The sequence below is a fragment of the Helicobacter sp. NHP22-001 genome (assembly GCF_030270165.1).
GTDB lineage: Bacteria > Campylobacterota > Campylobacteria > Campylobacterales > Helicobacteraceae > Helicobacter > Helicobacter gastrofelis.
Map to the genome: position 1 here is coordinate 1 of NZ_BSWS01000005.1, position 19705 is coordinate 19705.

Sequence of the window (19705 nt, forward strand, 5' to 3'; positions counted from 1 at the left end):
CCAGCATGGTAGAAACAGGAATACAACAAAAACCGCAATCTTTAAAATTTTTTTCTATTGATAGGATTTTATAGGATTTTATGCGGTTTTATAGGTTTGTAAGAACGGTTTGGCAATTTAGCCAACGCACCGGCGATCGCCTTTTTTAGGCAAGACACCTTAAATGTGTGGTTTAGCGATCCTAAAAAGCTAACCCCACAAAAAGGCTTTTATATTTGGTTTGCCTATTTGCGCAAGGAACAACCCAAGCTTTTTGACCTTTACATAGGGCGCGCCGATGAGGGTTTGGAAGAATACCAAAAGTGCGTTGCTTATCAAAAATTATTTGGCAACGATCGCCCACTTGGATATGAAAACCGCCATTTAGACACGATCCATAAAATCGCGGATGATTTTTTAAACTTGGTAGAGGCATTTAACGCGATCCCCCTAGAGGACTTTAAAGGAGATAGTGTGGAAAAAGTAGAGTGGAGCGCAGAGCAAAGACAGACATTTTTAAAGCTGTTGCAAGAGTTTGTGGATTTAGTGGATAGGGCTGTGGAGGAGGGAATACAGACTTTGGAGAGTGAGCGCAATGCCCTTGAAAGGAAGCTAAACAACTTTGCTAGGGATTGGGGGTATGAGTGTTTTGTGCGTGCTAAGGTTGCAAATTTTGAAGAAAGAGGGTATCCGGGACTTGCCTTTTTCCGCACGAAAATTGTAGGGGGTGTAGATGGGGAATTTGTCAACATTAGAAAAGAGGGTGACATTCGAGGCTTTGATCTTTGGGTGGGTTATAACTGGCATGACAAAGAAGTTATCAATGTTCCCCCAAAAGGATTTGTTTGTTGCATAGGTTTAGGTTATTTGGATAAAGATAAAAAGCACAAAGAGATGTGTCACAAATGTCGGGCTTATCCGCAACTTTTTTCAGGCAAAAATAGGCACCTTGTCTATAAAAACGACTACCTTTATACTTACACCACCTTAGAGGCATTTATGCGGGACATTATAGATAGATTTTTATGGTGCATTGACAAATTCCACACAATCTCCATTAATGACTTTAAAAAGAGCAGTGATCCACATACCCCCCAAGAAAACCACAAAGGAAAGACTATGAAAATCCCATTAAACCAAATCCTCTATGGACCTCCGGGCACGGGCAAAACGCACTACACCATTGACAAGGCCTTAGAGATTTTAGGGCACGACACTAAAAAAATGGAGCGCGCAGAGGCTAAAGCCCTCTTTGACTCTTATAAACAAAAGGGGCGTATTGGCTTTGTTACCTTCCACCAAAGTTATGGTTATGAAGAGTTTGTGGAGGGGATTAAGCCGGAGGTGGATAACAAGGGGCAGGTGACCTACCCCATTAAAAATGGGATTTTTAAGCAAATGTGCCAAAAGGCTCAAGAATCTTTGGAACAACCCACCTCTAAAAAAGTGGCAGAAGTTGCTTTGGGTTATTGGAACACCTTGTTAAAATCCTTTATTTCTTCTTTGGAGAAAGAAAAAGAAAATAGGGGGCAATGTTTAGTTGCACTCCATACAGGGTTACAAAAAGAACTTGTGTGGGCGGACAAAAAAGATGGTCTAAGTTTTTCAATCATCATCAATACACAAGGGGATAAGGAAACAATCCAAGAGGATGCATTACACAATTTGTATTCCAAAGATAAAAGTAAAGGAATTGAAAGACCAAGAGATGTGGACAGATCCCATGACACCTACGGCTTTGCCCTCCTTAAAAAACTCACGGCATTTGAGGCTGAATATCTTAAGGAGCAAAATTTAACCAAACCACCTCTTGAAATGCGCGAAGAATCCCCACAAAACTCCGACAAACTCCCCTACATTCTCATCATTGACGAGATCAACCGGGGCAATATCTCTAAGATTTTTGGCGAACTCATCACGCTTATAGAGGAAAGCAAACGCATAGGCAATGATGAGGAGTTAAGGGTTATATTGCCTTATAGTCAAGGTCAAAAGAAGAACCAACATCAAGAGAGGGAAAATAAAGAAATAGAGGAGACAAAGGGAGAAGAAGAAAAGGAATTTTTTGGTGTGCCCAAGAATCTCTACATCATCGGCACAATGAATACCGCCGACCGCTCCATTGCCCTATTAGACACCGCTTTGCGTCGTAGATTTGTCTTTATAGAAATGTTGCCTAATTCAAGCTTGCTTAGCACGGATTGCGCTGGGGTCAATTTGCAATCTCTCTTAGAGGCGATGAATGCCCGCATAGAGTTTTTGCTCGATCAAAACCACACAATTGGGCATGCTTACTTTTTAGGGCTAGACAGCTTAGAGGGCTTGCAAGAATGTTTTAAGGATAAAATCATCCCCCTTTTGCAAGAGTATTTTTATGACGACCACGCCAAAATCAATGTGGTGCTTAACAACAATGACATGTTAAAAGAAAAAACAATGGATAGCGCATTGCAAAAACTTTTGGGGGATTTTATAGACACCGATAAAAAGATTTACCAAATCACAGAGGCGAGTGGGTGGGGTGTTGAAACATTTATAAAGATTTATAAAGATGCTAGCCAAGCACAGAGCAACGAAACGACAGAGCAAACCCCTAATCCATGAAAACCACGCCCACGCTGTATTTAGCCGAATACCAAGAGTTCAACCAAGCGAACATCGAGGAGTGTCTAGGGGAGAAAAGGAAGAAAGCTCCCAAAATATGGGAGGCTCTTTTAGACTTCGCCCACCAAGAAAGCAACCATATCTTTTTACGCTTTAAAAATAAACACACCCTAAGGACACAAAATTATGTGGGTTTGATCCAAGTGCAAGGTTTTAGCGTGGAGATTCTACCTAAGATTTATGGGCGGGATTTAAAAGAGCATGCCCCAAACTGCCCTAAAAAAATCCCTAAATTTAACCCCCTAGAGTTTCAAGGGCAAGTGCAAGAGTTTTTAAAGCCTAAAAGTGTGCCAAGCCCCCCTAAAGTCCCCTCTTGCCCCCTTTGTTACGCCAAACAAGTGCTTTACAATTGCCTAGCCACACTCAAAAACACCCCCTTTAAACAAAACAGGTTTTCCAACCTAGAAGACGCAAAATTGCCCCTACTAGATGTCTTTATCCAAGCGTTTTTACAAGAGTGCCAAACTCTTATAAAACGGGGACTAAAGCGGGATTATTTAAATATTTCACAAAATCGCCCCTACCTTAAGGGCAAGTTAGAATTTAGCACACACCTACAAAAAAATTTGATACACAAAGAACGCTTTTACACTTCTAGCGATGAATATAGCCTAGATGTTGCCCCTAACCGTCTCATTAAGGCGGTTTTAGAGCTTTTTAAAACCTTGAGTTTAAGCCCTAAGAACCAAGAGGGCTTAAATGCTGCGTCCTTTGTCTTTGATGAAGTAAAACCGAGTAAGGATAAAGATATAGACACTGATTTTTCTAAAAGCACACAAGCGAGCCGTTTTAAGGAGTATGAAAACCTTTTAACATGGTGTGATTTGTTCTTGCGTCAAAAGTCCCTAGCCCCCTACAGCGGAGCAAGCCGTGCCTATGCATTGCTGTTTCCTATGGAAAGGCTTTTTGAGGACTTTGTGGGGTTTTGGGTGCAAAAAAGTGGGGGGTATCAAGTTACCTTGCAAAAACAAAACCGCAAGTATCTAATGTGCTATGGTGCAACTTGCGACAACCTTAATAATTGCTTTGAAATGCGCCCCGACATTGTGCTAAGAGAGGAGACCAAAATCACCATTTTAGACACCAAATGGAAGGCATTAAATGCGCAAAAAGACATCGCACACGCCGACCTTTACCAAATGTGGGCGTATGCGAGCAAATACGCCACTTGCACCCCCGCTAAGGAGGTGTGCGTGTGGTTGGTGTATCCACAGCAAGAAACCCAAAAGATACAAGATTTAACCTTTAAGCCTAAAGTTGTTGGAGGCAAAGAGATCGAGCTTCTCATTAAATTTTTTCCGCTGTGATTTTAGCGGTTTGAAGCGGGTTTGGGCTGTGGGGCTTTAAAGCTAGAGGTTAAATAAATATGTTAGAATGGTGCGTTGATTTTTGGCGGTGCACCAAAATAAGGAGCGAGATTGAAAATTTTAATTGTGGATGACAGTTCGACCATGAGAAGAATCATTAGAAACACCTTGCAACGCTTGGGCTATGAGGACATTTTAGAAGCCGAGCACGGCGTGGAGGCGTGGGGCAAGTTAGACGCTAACGACACCACAGGGGTTTTGATCACCGACTGGAACATGCCCGAGATGAATGGGCTAGATTTAGTCAAAAAGGTGCGATCTGACGGGCGTTTTAAAGATTTACCCATCATCATGATCACCACTGAGGGGGGCAAGGCGGAGGTGATCACCGCCTTAAAAGCTGGGGTGAATAACTATATCGTCAAACCCTTCACCCCGCAAGTGCTGAAGGAAAAATTAGAAGTCGTGTTGGGGACCAATGACTAAATAGGCGTGCTCTTGCAAGAAGTCTATTTCAAAACGATCATTTTACCCACAGACCACCCCGATCTCTTCAGTGCCTTTTTGCTGGACTTCACCCACGAGGCGATCGAAGAAGCCAAAGCCCCTAACTTGCCCTATGCATTTTTGGGCACCAAAGAGGGCACAGCACCCTTACCTAAAGAGGGTTTTATTATCTATTCGCCCCACGATCCCAAGCCCCTTTTAAAGGCACTAGAGGGCTTTTGCACTGAATTGTCTAGCCGTATAGGCTTGGCGGTGGGCTTTTACCACCACAGCGCACAACACGAAAATAAAGACTGGATCGAGGCGTATAAAGCCGGCGTGCAACCCATTGTGTGTGGGGATTTTGCCATTAACCCCAGCTGGGCTAAAGAGCCCTTAAACGCCCCCATTTGTTTAAGCCTTGATCCAAGCCTAGCCTTTGGCACGGGACACCACGAAAGCACAAGACTGCTTTTACAAGCCTTTAGCCCCCTTGAGGTGGGGGGTAAATCCGCCCTAGATGTGGGCTGTGGGAGTGGGATTTTAGGGCTAGCTTTAGCCAAAAAGGGGGCTAAAGCGTATTTATGCGACATAGACCCTTTAGCCCTTGAGGAAACTAAAAAGAATTTTTCTAAAAACCACGCCACTTATGAAGACCTTTGGCTAGGCTCAATCAAGGGGGGCGGCTACGATTTGATCGTGGTGAATATTGTGGCGAGCGTGATTATCGGGCTTTATGCCGAGATTTTAAAGGCAAGCCACGCCCAAACAGAAGTTTTTTTATCAGGGATTTTAGACAAGTACGAGCAAAGCGTTTTAGAAACCTATTTAAAAGCCTTTAAACTAAAAAAACGCACCCAAGAAAACGAGTGGGTGTGTTTGCATTTATCTAAAAGTTAAACATTGTAAGGAATTGTATGGAAAACAACAAAGGACCGGGCGATCCAAGCCCCAAAAAGCCCATTTTACAAAACCCCTTGGTTTTGATCGTGGTGTTTATCCTTGTGGCGATCGTGGCGATGCGGGTGATGAATAGCGATGACGGCTTTGGGGAGCGCTTTTTATCCACCAGCACGAAAAATATCAGCTACCACGAGATGAAAGAGTTGATTGAGAAAAAAGAAGTGGATAGCGTGAGTATCGGGCAGACCTTGATTAAAGCCACGAGCAAAGAAGGGGGCTCTAAGATCATCTATGTGGCTAAGAGAGTGCCCGATCTCTCCTTGGTCCCCCTACTAGACGCACAAAAGATCAATTACTCCGGCTTTAGCGAGTCTAATTTTTTCACCGAGATTTTAGGCTGGCTCTTGCCCGTGTTGGTGATTTTGGGCTTGTGGATGTTTATGGCAAGCCGCATGCAAAAGAACATGGGCGGGGGGATTTTTGGCATGGGCAGCTCTAAAAAGCTCATCAATGCCGAGAAACCCAAAGTCCGCTTTAACGACATGGCGGGCAATGAAGAGGCGAAAGAGGAAGTCGTGGAGATCGTGGATTTTTTAAAATACCCCGATCGCTACGCTTCTTTGGGGGCGAAAATCCCTAAAGGCGTGCTCTTAGTTGGCCCCCCCGGCACAGGCAAGACTTTACTAGCTAAGGCGGTGGCAGGCGAGGCAAGCGTGCCTTTCTTTTCAATGGGGGGTAGTAGCTTTATTGAGATGTTTGTGGGGCTTGGGGCAAGCCGGGTGCGTGATCTCTTTGACATTGCTAAAAAAGAAGCCCCGAGCATTATCTTCATCGATGAGATCGATGCGATCGGCAAGAGCCGGGCAGCTGGTGGGATGATTAGCGGCAATGATGAAAGGGAGCAAACCTTAAACCAGCTTTTAGCCGAGATGGATGGCTTTGGCTCAGAGAACGCCCCCGTGATCGTGCTTGCCGCCACCAACCGCCCCGAGATTTTAGATCCAGCCCTTCTACGCCCCGGGCGCTTTGACCGCCAAGTCTTGGTGGATAAACCAGACTTCAATGGCAGGGTGGAGATTTTAAAGGTGCATATCAAGCCCGTGAAACTGGCTAACGATGTAGATTTGCAAGAGATCGCCAAGCTCACCGCTGGGCTAGCTGGGGCGGATTTAGCCAATATCATTAACGAGGCGGCACTCTTAGCCGGGCGTAACAACCAAAAAGAAGTCAAGCAACAGCACTTAAAAGAGGCGGTAGAAAGGGGCATTGCCGGGCTGGAGAAAAAGAGCCGCCGCATTTCGCCCAAAGAGAAAAAGATCGTCGCCTACCACGAGAGCGGACACGCTGTGATTAGCGAGATGACAAAGGGCTCAGCACGGGTAAATAAGGTGTCTATTATCCCAAGGGGCATGGCGGCTTTAGGTTATACGCTAAACACCCCTGAAGAGAATAAATATCTCATGCAAAAACACGAGCTGATCGCCGAGATTGATGTGCTTTTAGGCGGACGGGCGGCTGAAGATGTGTTTTTACAAGAGATTTCAACGGGGGCGAGCAACGACTTAGAAAGGGCGACTGACATTATCAAGGGCATGGTGAGCTACTATGGCATGAGCGATGTGAGCGGCCTTATGGTGCTAGAAAAGCAACGCAATTCGTTTTTAGGGGGGGGCTTTGGCAGCCCTAGAGAGTTTAGCGAGAAAACCGCCGAACAAATGGACCACTTTATTAAAACCTTGCTAGAAGAGCGTTATACGCATGTCAAGCAGACTTTGAGCGACTATAAAGAGGCGATCGAAGTGATGGTAAATGAGCTGTTTGAAAAAGAAGTGATCACGGGTGAAAGGGTGCGTGAGATCATTAGCGAGTATGAGACAAGCCACAATCTGCAAAGCCGCCTTGTGCCCCTAGAGGAACACGCAAGTTAGTGAAACCGCTCTATCTCTTCCCCAATCTTTTCACGGCGAGCAGCATTTTTTTAGGCGTGATGGCGATGCTTTATGCTTCGCATGGGGAGTTTATCGTGGCGTGCTGGATGGTGGTGGGTAGTTTAGTTTTAGACGGGCTAGATGGACGCATAGCACGGCTTACCAACACCACGAGCAAGTTTGGGCTAGAGTTCGACTCGCTAGCGGATGTCGTGGCGTTTGGGGTGGCGCCAAGCCTCATCGCTTACTTTTATGTGGGGCATTTTTATGGGAGGTGGGGCATGGCGACTTGTGCGCTTTTTGTGATTTTTGGGGCAATCCGCCTAGCCCGTTTTAATGTTACGACCCAAACCACAGACCCTTATTCGTTCATCGGTATCCCCATCCCTAGTGCGGCGGTGCTGGTGGTGCTGGGGGTGTTGATCGATAACAAATATGGGGTGTTGCAAGAGGGCTGGGGTAAGTTCTTTCTAGCCTACATTGTGTTTTTGGGGGTGCTGATGGTGAGCAATATCCGCTACCCCAATTTTAAAAAAGTGCAATGGAATTTAAAACTCTTTGTCTTGCTCTTGCTCTTCTTGCTCTTGCTCTTTGTGCGCCCTTTGGAGGTGCTGGGCTCGTTTATGTTCTGTTATCTCTTTTACGGGCTGCTTCGTTGGGTTTTTCTCATGGCTAGGATTGTCTTTAAACACAAATGATAGGAGGACATAATGACAAAGGCGCAGTTTTACATTGAGGGCATGACTTGTAGCGCATGCTCGAGTGGGATTGAACGCTCTTTGGGTCGTAAGGCGTATGTCAAAGAGGTGGGGGTGGATTTACTCAGCAAAAAAGCCTTTGTGGTCTATGATGAAAGCCAAGCCAGCCTAGAGGACATTTTTAAGCAAATCTCTAAGCTGGGCTACACCGCCCAAAAAAAGCCGTTGAAAGACTTGCTTGAGCCGACTTTTCTAACGCCCAATCTTAAACTACTCTTTGCACTCTTAGGCACTTTGGGGGTGCTCACTCTGTCTATGTTTGCCCCCCTTTTGCCCCTGCCCGCCTTTTTAAAAGCCCCCTTTAACAATGGTTTAGCACAACTCATTTTGACCTTAGTTGTCATGCACATGGGGCGTAATTTCTACATACACGGCTTTAAGGCGTTGTGGGCACGGCAGCCGAATATGGATAGCCTAGTGGCTCTAGGCACCAGTGCGGCATTTTGTTATAGCCTTGTCTTGCTCTTTAGAGTGTTGAGCCACACAAGCATTGAGGGTTATTACTTTGAGAGTGTGTGCGTGATTTTACTCTTTGTGATGGGCGGCAAGCGGGTCGAGCAAAGCTCTAAAGATAAAGCCGTGCAAGCCATGCAAGAGCTCATGCAAGAGCACAACACCAAAGCCCTCAAGGTGCAAGAGGGGCAAGATCGTGAGGTGGAGATTGAGAGCCTTCAAAAAGGCGACATTTTAAGGGTTTTGCCCGGGGCGTATGTCCCTGTGGATGGGGTTTTAATTGAGGGAGCGAGCGAGATAGACGAGTCGATGCTCAGTGGCGAAAGCGTGCCCGTGCTCAAAAAAGAGGGCTCTCAGGTGTTTGCAGGTACACTCAACACCAACACCCCCTTTTTAATGCAAGCCACCCACAACAAGGCGCAAAGCACGCTGGCACAAATCCTAGATTTAATCGCCAAAGCACAAGGCTCTAAAGCCCCCATTGCAAGGCTTGCCGACCAAGTGGCAGGGGTGTTTGTCCCCATTGTGATCGCCATAGCCAGCTTGGCGTTTATCGTGTGGGTGTTTAAGGGGGGCTTTAAAGAGGCTTTGGAGGTGTTTATCGCCGTGCTGGTGATCTCTTGTCCTTGTGCTTTGGGGTTAGCCACGCCGATGGCTTTGTTAGTGGCACAAAAAGAGGCAGGCTTATTAGGGCTCTTTTTCAAGGACGCTAAGAGTTTAGAGAAGGCTAAGGACGTTAGCCATGTTTTGCTAGACAAAACGGGCACCATCACGCTAGGCAAACCCGTAGTGAAGGAAGTCCGCACGGCCGGCGGTGTAAAGACATTAGAGCTTTTAAGCCTGTGTGCCAGTCTAGAAGCCCAAAGCGAGCATGTGATCGCAAAGGGCATTGTGGAGTACGCCAAATCTCAAGGGGTGCATTTGCTAGAAGCTAGGGGGGTGAAGGCGACCCCGGGACTAGGCTTAAGCGGAGAGATTGGAGGGCATGTGTATTTAGCCGGGAGCTTAGATTTTTTCAATACCCCCAATACTTTAGGGGAGTTTGAGGGGATTGGGGTGTTCTTTGGCACGCAAGATAAAATCTTGGGGCTGATCGTGCTTGAAGACCAGCTTAAAGAGAGGGCAAAAGAGGCGATAGAGGCGATGCATAGCTTTGGGCTTAAAACCTTGCTTTTAAGCGGCGATAGAGAGGCAAGTGTGGCAAAAATGGCAAGTGCCTTAAATTTAGACTACAAAGCAGAGGCGAAGCCGGCGGACAAATTATCCACCCTAGAGGACTTGCAAAAAAGCGGGGCGGTGGTGATGATGGTGGGCGATGGCTTAAACGATGCCCCGGCTCTAGCTAAAAGCGATGTGGGGGTGGTGATGGGGCTAGGCAGTGGGGCAAGCTTAGAAGTCGCCGATGTGCTAAGCCTAAAGAACCACCCAAGCGCGGCCTTGCACGCGATCAAACTAAGCCAATACACGATTAGAAACATTAAACAAAACCTGTTTTGGGCTTTTTGTTATAATGCGCTGGCAATCCCCCTAGCCTGTGGCGTGGCGTATCCCTTCATGCTAAATCCTATGCTAGCCAGCCTAGCGATGAGCCTTAGCAGTTTAAGCGTGGTGTTTAACGCCCAACGCTTAAGGGGCGTGCATAAAAAAATCAAAGGATAATTATGAAAGAAGTGCTAAAAGTTGAGGGCATGACTTGCGATCATTGCGTGGATAAAGTGGAGAAGTTTGTGGGCGAAATTGAGGGCGTGGAGCATATTGAAGTTAAGTTAGAGCAACAAGAAGTGGCGGTAACCTTTAACCCCCCAGCGACCTTAGAGGACATTAAAGAGGCGATTTTAGACGCGGGCTACACCCTAGCGTGAGGCTGTTTTTTAGGCGTTTTGCCCCCTTTTTAAAGGGGCATGTGAGCTCGTTTGTGTGGATTGTGCTAGCGTCTATCGTTGTGGCTCTTAGCACAGCGTGGGGGACTTATTTAGTCAAACCCACCCTAGATGACATTTTCATTAAAAAAGACACGCATATGCTTGGTGTCCTGCCTTTTTTGGTGATTGTGGCGTATTTGGGTAAGAGTGGGGGCATTTACATACAAACCTACTTCACAAATTTCATTGGCTTAGACATCATCAAAAACCTACGCCATAAAATGCTAGAAACCATGTTGCGTATGGAGATGGGCTTTTTCAACAGCACCCACAAGGGCGAGTTGATTTCACGCATCACCAACGACATCGCTTTAGTTCGGGCGAGTTTGTCAAATTACTTAGCTGAAAGCGTTAGAGAGTTACTCAGCGTGATAGGGCTTATTTGCGTGGTGATTTACCAAAGCCCCAAACTCTCCATTGTGGGGCTCATCATCATGCCCCTAGCGGCGATCCCTTTAAGCAAAATCATTAAAAAAGTGAAAAAACTCTCCAAAGCAAACCAAGAAACCAACGCCCGCATGACCGCTAGATTGTCCGAGATTTTCCACAGCGTCGAGGTGATTAAAACTTCTAATGGCGAAAAGCTAGAGTTGCAAGCCTTTCAAAAAGAAAACCAAGCCTTCTTTAACTTGAGCCTAAAGAGCATTAAATACGCCGAAATCTCCAGCCCCTTAATGGAGTTTTTGGGCTCCATCGCCATTGCTTTAGTGATTTATCTAGGCGGTTTGGAGGTGATTAGGGGGCATATTAGCGTGGGAGCGTTTTTCTCTTTCATCACTGCCCTTTTCATGCTCTACACCCCCTTAAAGCGGATCGTAAGGATCGCGTCTAATTTTCAAGAGGCGTTGGTGGCAGGGGAGAGGATTTACGAGATTTTAGAGAGAAAACCCGCTATTATGGATGGGGCACAGACTTTAGAGCAACCCATTACAGAAATTAACTTCAAAAATGTCAGCCTTGCTTATAAAGACAACTCCGCCCCAGCCTTGCAAGACATTAACCTAAACCTACAGGCTAACCAAATTGTCGCCCTGCAGGGCAAGAGTGGGAGCGGTAAAAGCTCTTTGGTGAATCTCATTTTACGCCTATACGAGCCCACAAGCGGGCAAATCACCATCAACAACATCCCCTTACAAGACTTGCAACAAAAGAGTCTAAGGGCACAAATAGGCATTGTTACCCAAAAAGTCTTTATCTTCAGCGGTTCAGTCGCCGAGAATGTCGCTTATGGGCTAGACATTGACACGGCTAGGGTGCAAAAATGCCTAGAGCAGGCACAGGCGTTAGAGTTCGTGCAGAATTTGGGCGGGATTGAAGCCACCTTAGAGGAGTTTGGGGCGAATTTGAGCGGGGGGCAACGCCAAAGGATTGCCATTGCACGGGCGTTATACAAAGACGCAAGCGTCCTTATTTTTGACGAAGCCACTTCTGCCCTTGATCGCCACACCGAAGAGAACATTAAACAAACCATTTACAGCCTAAGAGAAAACCGCCTCATCATCATCATCTCCCATAACCCCGCTAGCCTAGAAATGGCAGATTGCGTCTATCACTTGGAGGGGGGTCGATTAATTTAAAAGGCTAGGTTTTTGTTTGCCACTTCCTTTTTATAGGTCCACCTCCCCGTGGTTTTTAGGGTTGGTTTCTTTTGTGGAATGACCAAAAAATAACCATCTAGATAGTTTAATTGGCTTTTATCGCCATTAGCAAATCAAAGTTTACTTTTATTCCTAATTTAAGGCGATGAAGTTTCAGGTCCTTTTTGTGCTAATAAGAGATATCGCAGATAGTCGCCTTGGTCATACTAAATCGCACACAATGGTAGTCTGTGATCATTTCTTGGAATATCGTTTAAAAGTGGCGTGTTGGATAAATGGTAGCCTTTGGTGGATTTTTTACTAAATGAATAGGTTGTCTTGGATTTAAGTCCAAAATATAAGCAGTCTTTCTATGTTCTGTAATACCTAGAAACAGGTTCGCAGGGCAGTTAAGCAAAACGATCTGAGTCTAGAAAAGCTATCTTGATTGGGCCTTATAAGTTTTTACCTAAAGTTCTACCATTAACTGGAGTCCTATTCTTCATATAATGCGGATAAATCCTACTTCAATATCTTCAATACTATCGATTTAATCTCATTTGCTTACTAAAAAGCACATAGGACTACTTTGGAAAAAATCATATATAAAATATAAAATAGCAATATCTCACCAGTTATCAAAGCTACTTTACTTGGGGGGTAATGCAAACTAGAATTTATTCTAATTGTTATAGACTTTAGTTAACTTTTTTGATTACGCACATCACTAAGAAGACCCACATATAAACATCAATTAGGAACTGTATTTGTGGATAATATATATTTTCTCTAGGAGAAATTTTTGAAGTTACGCTTGTAGAAGCAAGCAGAACACCTATCTTTCTAAATATTATAGTAAACTTGAAACTTGTTAAACGGGAAGCCAATCCAATAGAGTAAAAGCTCAGTTTAGCAGTTAGGGTCTTATAATGAAATAATCGGTAGAGAGGAAGATGTTGGGCTATGGCGTGCATATCATGTTTTGAGCTCATAGATTGAGTATCGGTGTGCCATTGTTAACTCCAACATTAATTAATTCCACGAGGTTTATGTTTAATATATACAATAACCTTAATTTTGACTTAAAGGATTGTGATGGTCTTTATTGATGCATGTTTTAGACAAGAAACCCCCTACACCCCCATTTGGCTCATGCGCCAAGCGGGGCGGTATTTAAGCGAATACCAAGGGGTGCGCCAAAAGGCTAAAAATTTCTTAGACTTATGCGCTAATGTTGTGCTTGCCACAGAAGTTACCCTACAACCTGTTGAAATTTTAGATGTGGATGCAGCCATACTCTTTAGCGATATTTTGCTCTTGCCCCACGCAATGGGCTTACCTCTAGAATTTATCCCTAGTTTTGGTCCAAAATTCCTAGACACTATAAAGAGCCTAGAAGACATTAAAGCCCTGAAGAGAGGGGCCTATAAAGATTTAGGTTATGTATATGAGATTGTCTCTAGTGTGCGCTCCAAATTGGACAAGTCTAAGGCGTTGATTGGCTTTAGTGGCGCACCTTGGACTTTAGCGACCTATATGCTAGAGGGACAAGGCAACAAGACCTACAGTCGGTCTAAAAAAATCCTTTATGCCCAGCCACAAATGGCGCATGCTCTACTAGAGGCACTCAGCATAGAAATTATAGGCTATTTAGATGTACAAGCACGGGCAGGGGCTAACGCACTCATGCTCTTTGACTCGTGGGCGGGGGCATTGGAGCTAGAGGCATATTTAGAATTTGGTTGGGACTATATCCAAAAAATCACTAAAGCCCTAAAAACAAAGCACCCTAAAGTCCCCTTGATTGTGTTCCCCAAAGGCGTGGGGGCGTATTTGGCGCATTTAAAAGGGGATTTTGAAGTTTTTGGCTGTGGTTGGGACACACCACTAGAGCACGCTAAAGAAGTCTTGGGGGATCGTTATGTCTTGCAGGGGAATTTAGAACCGGCACGACTCTATAGCCAAGAGGCGATGCGCAACGGCATCGAGCACATTCTCGAAGTTATGGGTAAAAAAGTAGGCCTCATTTTTAACTTGGGGCATGGGATGTTGCCCGATTTGCCCCGTTCTAACGCCCTTGAACTCGTGCGCCTAGTGCGCGAGATTAGCCGACGCTAGGTGCAGAGAGACTAACTAGAAAGTGAACACATAGTTCACATACCACGCATAGTGACGCGTCATGGAAAAGCCGTTTCCAAATTTTTGGGGGATCATGGGGAACTTAATGCCTGCTTGCAAAGCAGAGTGCTCGCCCATTCTAATGCGTCCGCCCACATTAAAGAGGAACTGAAAACCGGTGTGATCGGCAACACCAGCATACTGCCACGTGTTGCCTGCAAGTTGGATACCGCCCACAAGACCGAAAGAAAATGGGCTAGTGGCGATGAGATTGACGATCATGTCCGCTGCGCCACCATAGGTGTACATGTTCCACTTATCATTGGAGTTAGGGCCATATCTGTTAGATTGGTCATAATCAAAGAAACCATAAACTTGCCCCCCAAACCACTTATTCAAAAACCCCACGCCCCCAATTTGCGCACCTAGACCATAAAGGGGCATGCCAGAGGTGAGGGGCGCGCGGTAGGCATCGCCACCGGCTTTACCTTGTTGGTAACCTAGACCCAAGAAAAAGCCATTTTTTTCATCTGCTTGGGCTACAGACACTGCACCAAAAGCCATCAAACTAGAGAGGGCCAAACCTTTTAACACGCGTTTGGAACCAAGAACCATAAAAACTCCTTAATACAAATTGGTACGGACACACAAGCTAAGAGTGTTCCATGTGCTTAATAAACAAGCGAGGGCAAAATCGGCTAAAGTGGTAAATACTGAGTAAATAATGTAACTCGAGTGAAAAAGTGGCTCCAGATGTAGGATTCGAACCTACGACCAAGCGGTTAACAGCCGCCTACTCTACCGCTGAGCTAATCTGGAACGAAAGCTCGATTCTAACATTTTTTTATAGGATTTGTCAAGAGACATCGCCCTAAAAACCTAGCTAAAGCTTTAAAACCCGTCTGTGCCACCACTCAATGGTTTTTTTAAGCCACAAGGCGGGCTTGCCCGTTACACACAGCCCTCCAATTTGCCCAATTGCATAGTGTGTTCCCAAAGAGCAAATGGTTCCCTTGGGTTTGTAAATAAAAGAATTTTTAGGGGGCTTGTTTACAAGCACACTTTTGAAATGTGCCCCCAAATACGCCCCCATTTGGCTGGCTAATTGCGCTGTGGGCGGGTAGGGACGATTTTGCGCGTCTTTAAGGAGGGCGCAATCTCCCAGCACAAACACCCCCCGCTTTTCTAACCCCACCGGTTCTAAAAAACCATTGACCTCTACACGGCTACGCGCGCTCTTAAAGAAGGGCGAGTTTTCAATGACGGGGCTACCACGCACACCACAAGTCCAAAATACAAAATCCGCCCCAATTTGCTCTTTTTGCCCGTTAATTTCTACAAGCACTCCATTTTCCAAACATTCTAGGATTTTTGCCCCCACCTGTAAGCGCACACCCAAACTTTGCAAATATTTATGCGCCTTTTGGGCGAGTTTAGGGACAAACATGGGCAAAATCCCAGACATCGCCTCTACACAAGTGATGCGGACCTTATCTTTAAACGCATCCGCTAGAGCCCCCACTAGCTCGATTCCGCTAAAACCCGCCCCACACACCACAATCTCTAAGGGCTTTGGGCTTGCTTGCAATGCTTTTTGTAATTGCTGGTGCAAGTCTTGGCATTGCTTATAGTGGCTCAAGGTGTGGGCGTGCTCTTTAACCCCTGCCACGCCAAAACTCTCGCTCGCAAAACCTAGCCCCACGACTAAATGCGTGTAGGGGTGTTCTTGCTGTTGCCCCACCACCACCCCCTCCTTGATCTCTAACACCTCATCCTGGATAAAGCGCACCCCTTGGGGCAAAATTTCTGTAAGGCTTAAGGCGTGGCAACCGGGCAAACCCGCCACCACATCGTGTAATAAAACCTGCACGCTGTGCTGATAACTTTGCGACACGAGGGTGAAAGAATACGCTTGAAGCACCTCTTTACTCAAGGACTTGATAAACGCAAGGCTAGCATACCCTGCCCCCAAAACTAAAACTTCCTGCACGCTTAACTTACCACTTGATTTTTACAACGGGTTTGATGAAATTAGCCGGTTTGTCCTTCATCCACGCTAGAGCCTGCGCAATTTCCTCAAATTTGCCCTCTAAGTGGTGCGTGATGATGGGTTTGACGCTCAGTTTTTTAGTTTGCAATAAGCGGGCAAGTTTTTCCATGCGCGCTCTACCCCCCGGGGTTAGCCCCCCTTTAATGGTCTTATGCCCCATGCCCACATCCCATGCCATGCGTGAGATGGGCAAGTTTGCGCCACTGCCAAAGTAATTGACATTAGACACCACCCCGCCATTGATAAGACAAGAGCAAGCCTCGCTCAAAATGTCCGTGCCTCCCCCGGCGATGAGGATTTTATCCGCCCCTACGCCCTTAGTGAGCTCTAAAATCTGCGTGTGCATGGGGGCTTTGCTAAAGTCAATAAAATGTGTCGCTCCATAATGTTTATGTGCCACCTCGTATCTAAAAGGCACGCAATCCACCGCATAAATCTCACTAGCCCCCATGAGATTTGCCCCCGCCAAAGCCATCAGCCCCACAGGACCTAAGCCCACCACCGCCACGCGATCGCCCGGTTTAATGTTTGCCTGCTCGGCACAATGAAAGCCCGTGGTGATCATATCGCTTAGCATCACGGCATCGACCAAGTCTACCCCCTCGGGCAAATGCCCCAAATTACCGTCCGCATCGTTAATATGGATTTTCTCGGCAAAAACCCCGTCTTTAAAGTTAGAAAACTTCCAACCCGCAAGCGCGCCGTGGTCATGTTGCGCATAGCCCCTTTGCGCCCCTAAAGAGCTCCAATCAGGCGTGATCGCGGGGATAATGACAATGTCCCCCTCTTTAAAATCTTGCACCAACGCCCCCACTTGCAAGACCTCCCCCACCCCCTCATGCCCTAAGAACATATTTGAGCGCTCGCCAATCCCCCCCTCATAACAAGTGTGTAAGTCTGAAGTGCAAGGGGCAACTGCCAAAGGACGCACAAAGGCATCTAGCGGACCTAACTCCAACTTTTTACGCACGGGCACCACGCACTCCAAGGATTCTTTTTCAATGATCCCCACTTTTCCAATGCCTAGCATTGCAAAACCTTTAACCATACAAACCTCCATCGTGAATTTTAAACAAGAGATTATAACGATTTAGAGTAACGATCGCGCCATTTTAATTTCTGTATACTATACACTATCTTTTTATACTCTTGGAAAACATCTATGTTACTAAACTTAATTAGGATTTCTTGAGCTAAACGATAGGTATTCTGCAACATGTGTAGGCTCAAAAAGCACATGTGTAAGATTATGGAGAATTATTAAACACTAGTTTGTAGTTTGATTAGCATTAAGATTTGTCATATTTCATTCAAAAAGGTTGATGACTAGCTTTTTTAAGTTTTCAATAAGAGTTACTTTACAAAAGGTAGGGCGTGATGTATATTTTAATTTAGTGGTCAACATGATTGAAATAGAGATGTAATAAAAATTGCGCACCTTAAGACTTCTATAGTTGGTAGTCGGTTAAATTTTGAAGGGTTTCCAAGTGTTTGTGCGCTCAAATTTGTAAGAACTACAAACAAGGTGGGTACACTCATTAAGAGAACAAAGAACAATTGTCTACTAGAGAATTGATACACCCATGGGATACTAGATAAGCTCGTTTTAAAAGCCCAAAAACACATGTTGATATAATTTTAGTAGTAGTAGTAGGGGATGTGAATTTGTGCCTAGAGTCTAATCTAGTCCCCTTGCATGCGAGCTCGCCACCATTATAAAAAACTTATTTTATTTGCTTGGATAGTGCATAACATGTGCTAAAAAATCTCTTTTTTAGGTGTTCTTGGGCACAAATCCACGCCAACATGTGAAAATACATAGATGACATGTGCTTAAAGTCTTCACATGCATGTGCCTAAAGCTAAGAAAATCCCACAAAGTCCCTACACAAGAACACTTGCTATGTGCCAAACATGTGAAAAACATGTGAATATGTTTCATTGCAGGGTCAAAATTATCTCCTAAGTTGATTCGAAAACCTACATACAATGGTATAGGAGGCTCAAGAGAAAAAGACCTAGGCGTGAAGAAAATCCGCTAAGAAGCTCAGCTTTTTACATTTTACAAGGGCACTAAGAGCCTAAAAGACCCTTAGAGCTACAAGTCCAAATTACAACTATGCTTTCGGGGCGATCATGTGAGCGGGCACAACCCAAGCGTCGAAGTCTTTTTCGCTGAGTAACCCAAGCTCCAGAGCGGATTCTTTGAGGCTAATGCCCTTCTTGTGGGCGTTTTTGGCGACTTTAGCGGCGTTTTCATAGCCGATATGTGGGTTTAAGGCTGTCACTAGCATTAAAGAGTGGTGCAAATAATAGTCAATCTTGTCCTTGTTGGGCTCAATACCGCCAGCGCAATGTTCGTTAAAGCTCAGCATCGCATCGCTTAGAAGTTTTACGCTTTGCAAGAAGTTATAGATAATCACGGGTTTAAAGACATTGAGTTCAAAATTGCCCTGAGAGGCCGCAAAGCCGATCGCCGCATCGTTACCCATCACTTGCACGGCAACCATTGTCAAGGCTTCGCATTGGGTGGGATTGACCTTGCCGGGCATAATAGAGCTGCCCGGTTCATTTTCAGGGATCGACAACTCGCCTAGTCCACAGCGCGGGCCGCTGGCAAGCCACCTAATGTCATTAGCGATTTTCATTAAATTTGCCGCAAGCCCTTTGAGTGCGCCGTGTGCGAAGTTGATGGCATCGTGGCTGGTGAGGGCGTGGAACTTATTGGGTGCGCTTTTAAAGGCCTGACCTGTAAAGCGGGTCAGTTCCTCAGCAACCTTTTGAGACAACTGCGGATGGGCGTTAAGGCCCGTGCCTACAGCAGTGCCCCCGATGGCAAGTTCCCTTAGCCCCTCTAAACTCTCTAAAATCTGCGCCTTAGAGTGTTCTAACATGCTGGCATAGCCGCTAAACTCTTGACCTAGAGTTAAGGGGGTGGCGTCTTGCAAATGGGTGCGCCCGATTTTGATGATGTCTTTAAACGCCTCGCTTTTAGCGTGCAGGGTGGTGTGCAGGGTGTCTAGGGCGGGCAGTAAGGTTTTTGTTAGCTCCAACACCGCCACAATGTGCATGGCAGTGGGGAAGGTGTCGTTTGAGCTTTGGGACATATTCACATGGTCGTTGGGGTGTATCAATTTTTCTTTTCTAAAATCCGCTCCCAAAATTTCTGTGGCTCTGTTGGCGATGACTTCGTTCATGTTCATGTTTGTCTGTGTGCCACTGCCCGTTTGCCAAATGGCTAGGGGGAACATGCCATCAAGCTTGCCCTCTAAAATGTCCTCGCAAGCCTGCATGATCGCGCCCGCTTTTTTAGCGTCCAGCTTGCCTAAATCCTGATTGACCTTGGCTAAAGAGCGTTTGAGTTTGGCAAAGGCGGCGATGAGTTCAGGGGGCATTTTCTCCACCCCGATTTTGAAGTTCTCATAGCTTCGTTGGGTTTGTGCCCCCCAGTATTTGTTGTCTTCAACTTTAACCTCGCCCATGGTGTCGTGTTCGACTCGATAATGCATGCACTTCCTTTTAAAAAATTTCTCAAACTTTAACACATTTTTACACAAATT

At 45.7% G+C, this 19705-nt stretch carries 14 protein-coding genes and 1 tRNA gene; 10 read left to right on the plus strand and 5 right to left on the minus strand.

Features of this window, described 5'->3' with window-relative positions:
- Positions 1-165 precede the first annotated feature (165 nt).
- From QSJ47_RS04945 to hemE, 10 genes are all read left to right on the plus strand, one after another.
- The gene (locus QSJ47_RS04945) at positions 166-2583 is read left to right on the plus strand and encodes an McrB family protein (protein WP_285602630.1); all 2418 of its coding nucleotides are present in this window, start codon (positions 166-168) and stop codon (positions 2581-2583) included.
- Positions 2580-3950: an McrC family protein gene (locus QSJ47_RS04950; protein ID WP_285602631.1), complete on the plus strand. Its 1371-nt coding sequence runs from the start codon at positions 2580-2582 to the stop codon at positions 3948-3950. The genes QSJ47_RS04945 and QSJ47_RS04950 overlap by 4 nt, the downstream gene beginning before the upstream one ends.
- A gap of 111 nt (positions 3951-4061) precedes the next feature.
- Positions 4062-4436, plus strand: a complete 375-nt coding sequence (locus QSJ47_RS04955) for a chemotaxis response regulator CheY (protein WP_015107116.1) — start codon at positions 4062-4064, stop codon at positions 4434-4436.
- 6 nt (positions 4437-4442) lie between these two features.
- A complete protein-coding gene (gene prmA, locus QSJ47_RS04960; protein WP_502875121.1) occupies positions 4443-5336 on the plus strand; it encodes a 50S ribosomal protein L11 methyltransferase in 894 nt (297 codons plus the stop codon).
- Between the two features lie 17 nt (positions 5337-5353).
- Positions 5354-7267 (plus strand): ATP-dependent zinc metalloprotease FtsH, encoded by a 1914-nt coding sequence (gene ftsH, locus QSJ47_RS04965; RefSeq protein ID WP_285602633.1) that lies wholly within the window; start codon positions 5354-5356, stop codon positions 7265-7267.
- Positions 7267-7965: a CDP-diacylglycerol--serine O-phosphatidyltransferase gene (gene pssA, locus QSJ47_RS04970; protein ID WP_285602634.1), complete on the plus strand. Its 699-nt coding sequence runs from the start codon at positions 7267-7269 to the stop codon at positions 7963-7965. The genes ftsH and pssA overlap by 1 nt, the downstream gene beginning before the upstream one ends.
- 12 nt (positions 7966-7977) lie before the next feature.
- On the plus strand, positions 7978-10137 hold the full coding sequence (locus QSJ47_RS04975; RefSeq protein ID WP_285602635.1) for a heavy metal translocating P-type ATPase: 2160 nt from the start codon (positions 7978-7980) through the stop codon (positions 10135-10137).
- A gap of 2 nt (positions 10138-10139) precedes the next feature.
- Positions 10140-10340 carry a copper-binding metallochaperone CopP gene (gene copP, locus QSJ47_RS04980; protein WP_221271206.1) on the plus strand — a complete coding sequence of 67 codons (201 nt, stop codon included), beginning with the start codon at positions 10140-10142 and terminating at the stop codon, positions 10338-10340.
- Positions 10337-11977 carry an ABC transporter ATP-binding protein gene (locus QSJ47_RS04985; protein ID WP_221271207.1) on the plus strand — a complete coding sequence of 547 codons (1641 nt, stop codon included), beginning with the start codon at positions 10337-10339 and terminating at the stop codon, positions 11975-11977. The genes copP and QSJ47_RS04985 overlap by 4 nt, the downstream gene beginning before the upstream one ends.
- A gap of 1095 nt (positions 11978-13072) precedes the next feature.
- A complete protein-coding gene (hemE, locus tag QSJ47_RS04990) occupies positions 13073-14095 on the plus strand; it encodes a uroporphyrinogen decarboxylase (RefSeq protein WP_285602636.1) in 1023 nt (340 codons plus the stop codon).
- Positions 14096-14110: 15 nt separating this feature from the next.
- Here hemE and QSJ47_RS04995 read toward each other — a convergent pair whose 3' ends face one another.
- The 5 genes from QSJ47_RS04995 to fumC form a co-directional block, all read right to left on the minus strand.
- The gene (locus tag QSJ47_RS04995) at positions 14111-14659 is read right to left on the minus strand and encodes an outer membrane protein (RefSeq protein ID WP_430886798.1); all 549 of its coding nucleotides are present in this window, start codon (positions 14657-14659) and stop codon (positions 14111-14113) included.
- Positions 14660-14839: 180 nt separating this feature from the next.
- Positions 14840-14914, minus strand: a tRNA-Asn gene (locus QSJ47_RS05000).
- A 64-nt stretch (positions 14915-14978) separates the two neighbouring features.
- A complete protein-coding gene (locus QSJ47_RS05005; RefSeq protein WP_285602637.1) occupies positions 14979-16085 on the minus strand; it encodes an NAD(P)/FAD-dependent oxidoreductase in 1107 nt (368 codons plus the stop codon).
- 7 nt (positions 16086-16092) lie between these two features.
- Positions 16093-17193 (minus strand): zinc-binding dehydrogenase, encoded by a 1101-nt coding sequence (locus QSJ47_RS05010; protein ID WP_285602638.1) that lies wholly within the window; start codon positions 17191-17193, stop codon positions 16093-16095.
- 1069 nt (positions 17194-18262) lie between these two features.
- Positions 18263-19654 carry a class II fumarate hydratase gene (fumC, locus tag QSJ47_RS05015; protein ID WP_285602639.1) on the minus strand — a complete coding sequence of 464 codons (1392 nt, stop codon included), beginning with the start codon at positions 19652-19654 and terminating at the stop codon, positions 18263-18265.
- Positions 19655-19705: the final 51 nt, after the last annotated feature.

Coding starts and splice junctions, on each gene's coding strand:
- fumC (WP_285602639.1), bottom strand. CDS start 19,654: ATGCATTATCGAGTCGAACACGACACCATGGGCGAGGTTAAAGTTGAA.
- ftsH (WP_285602633.1), top strand. CDS start 5,354: ATGGAAAACAACAAAGGACCGGGCGATCCAAGCCCCAAAAAGCCCATT.
- copP (WP_221271206.1), top strand. CDS start 10,140: ATGAAAGAAGTGCTAAAAGTTGAGGGCATGACTTGCGATCATTGCGTG.
- QSJ47_RS05010 (WP_285602638.1), bottom strand. CDS start 17,193: ATGGTTAAAGGTTTTGCAATGCTAGGCATTGGAAAAGTGGGGATCATT.
- QSJ47_RS04975 (WP_285602635.1), top strand. CDS start 7,978: ATGACAAAGGCGCAGTTTTACATTGAGGGCATGACTTGTAGCGCATGC.
- hemE (WP_285602636.1), top strand. CDS start 13,073: ATGGTCTTTATTGATGCATGTTTTAGACAAGAAACCCCCTACACCCCC.
- QSJ47_RS04950 (WP_285602631.1), top strand. CDS start 2,580: ATGAAAACCACGCCCACGCTGTATTTAGCCGAATACCAAGAGTTCAAC.
- QSJ47_RS04995 (WP_430886798.1), bottom strand. CDS start 14,659: ATGGCTTTTGGTGCAGTGTCTGTAGCCCAAGCAGATGAAAAAAATGGC.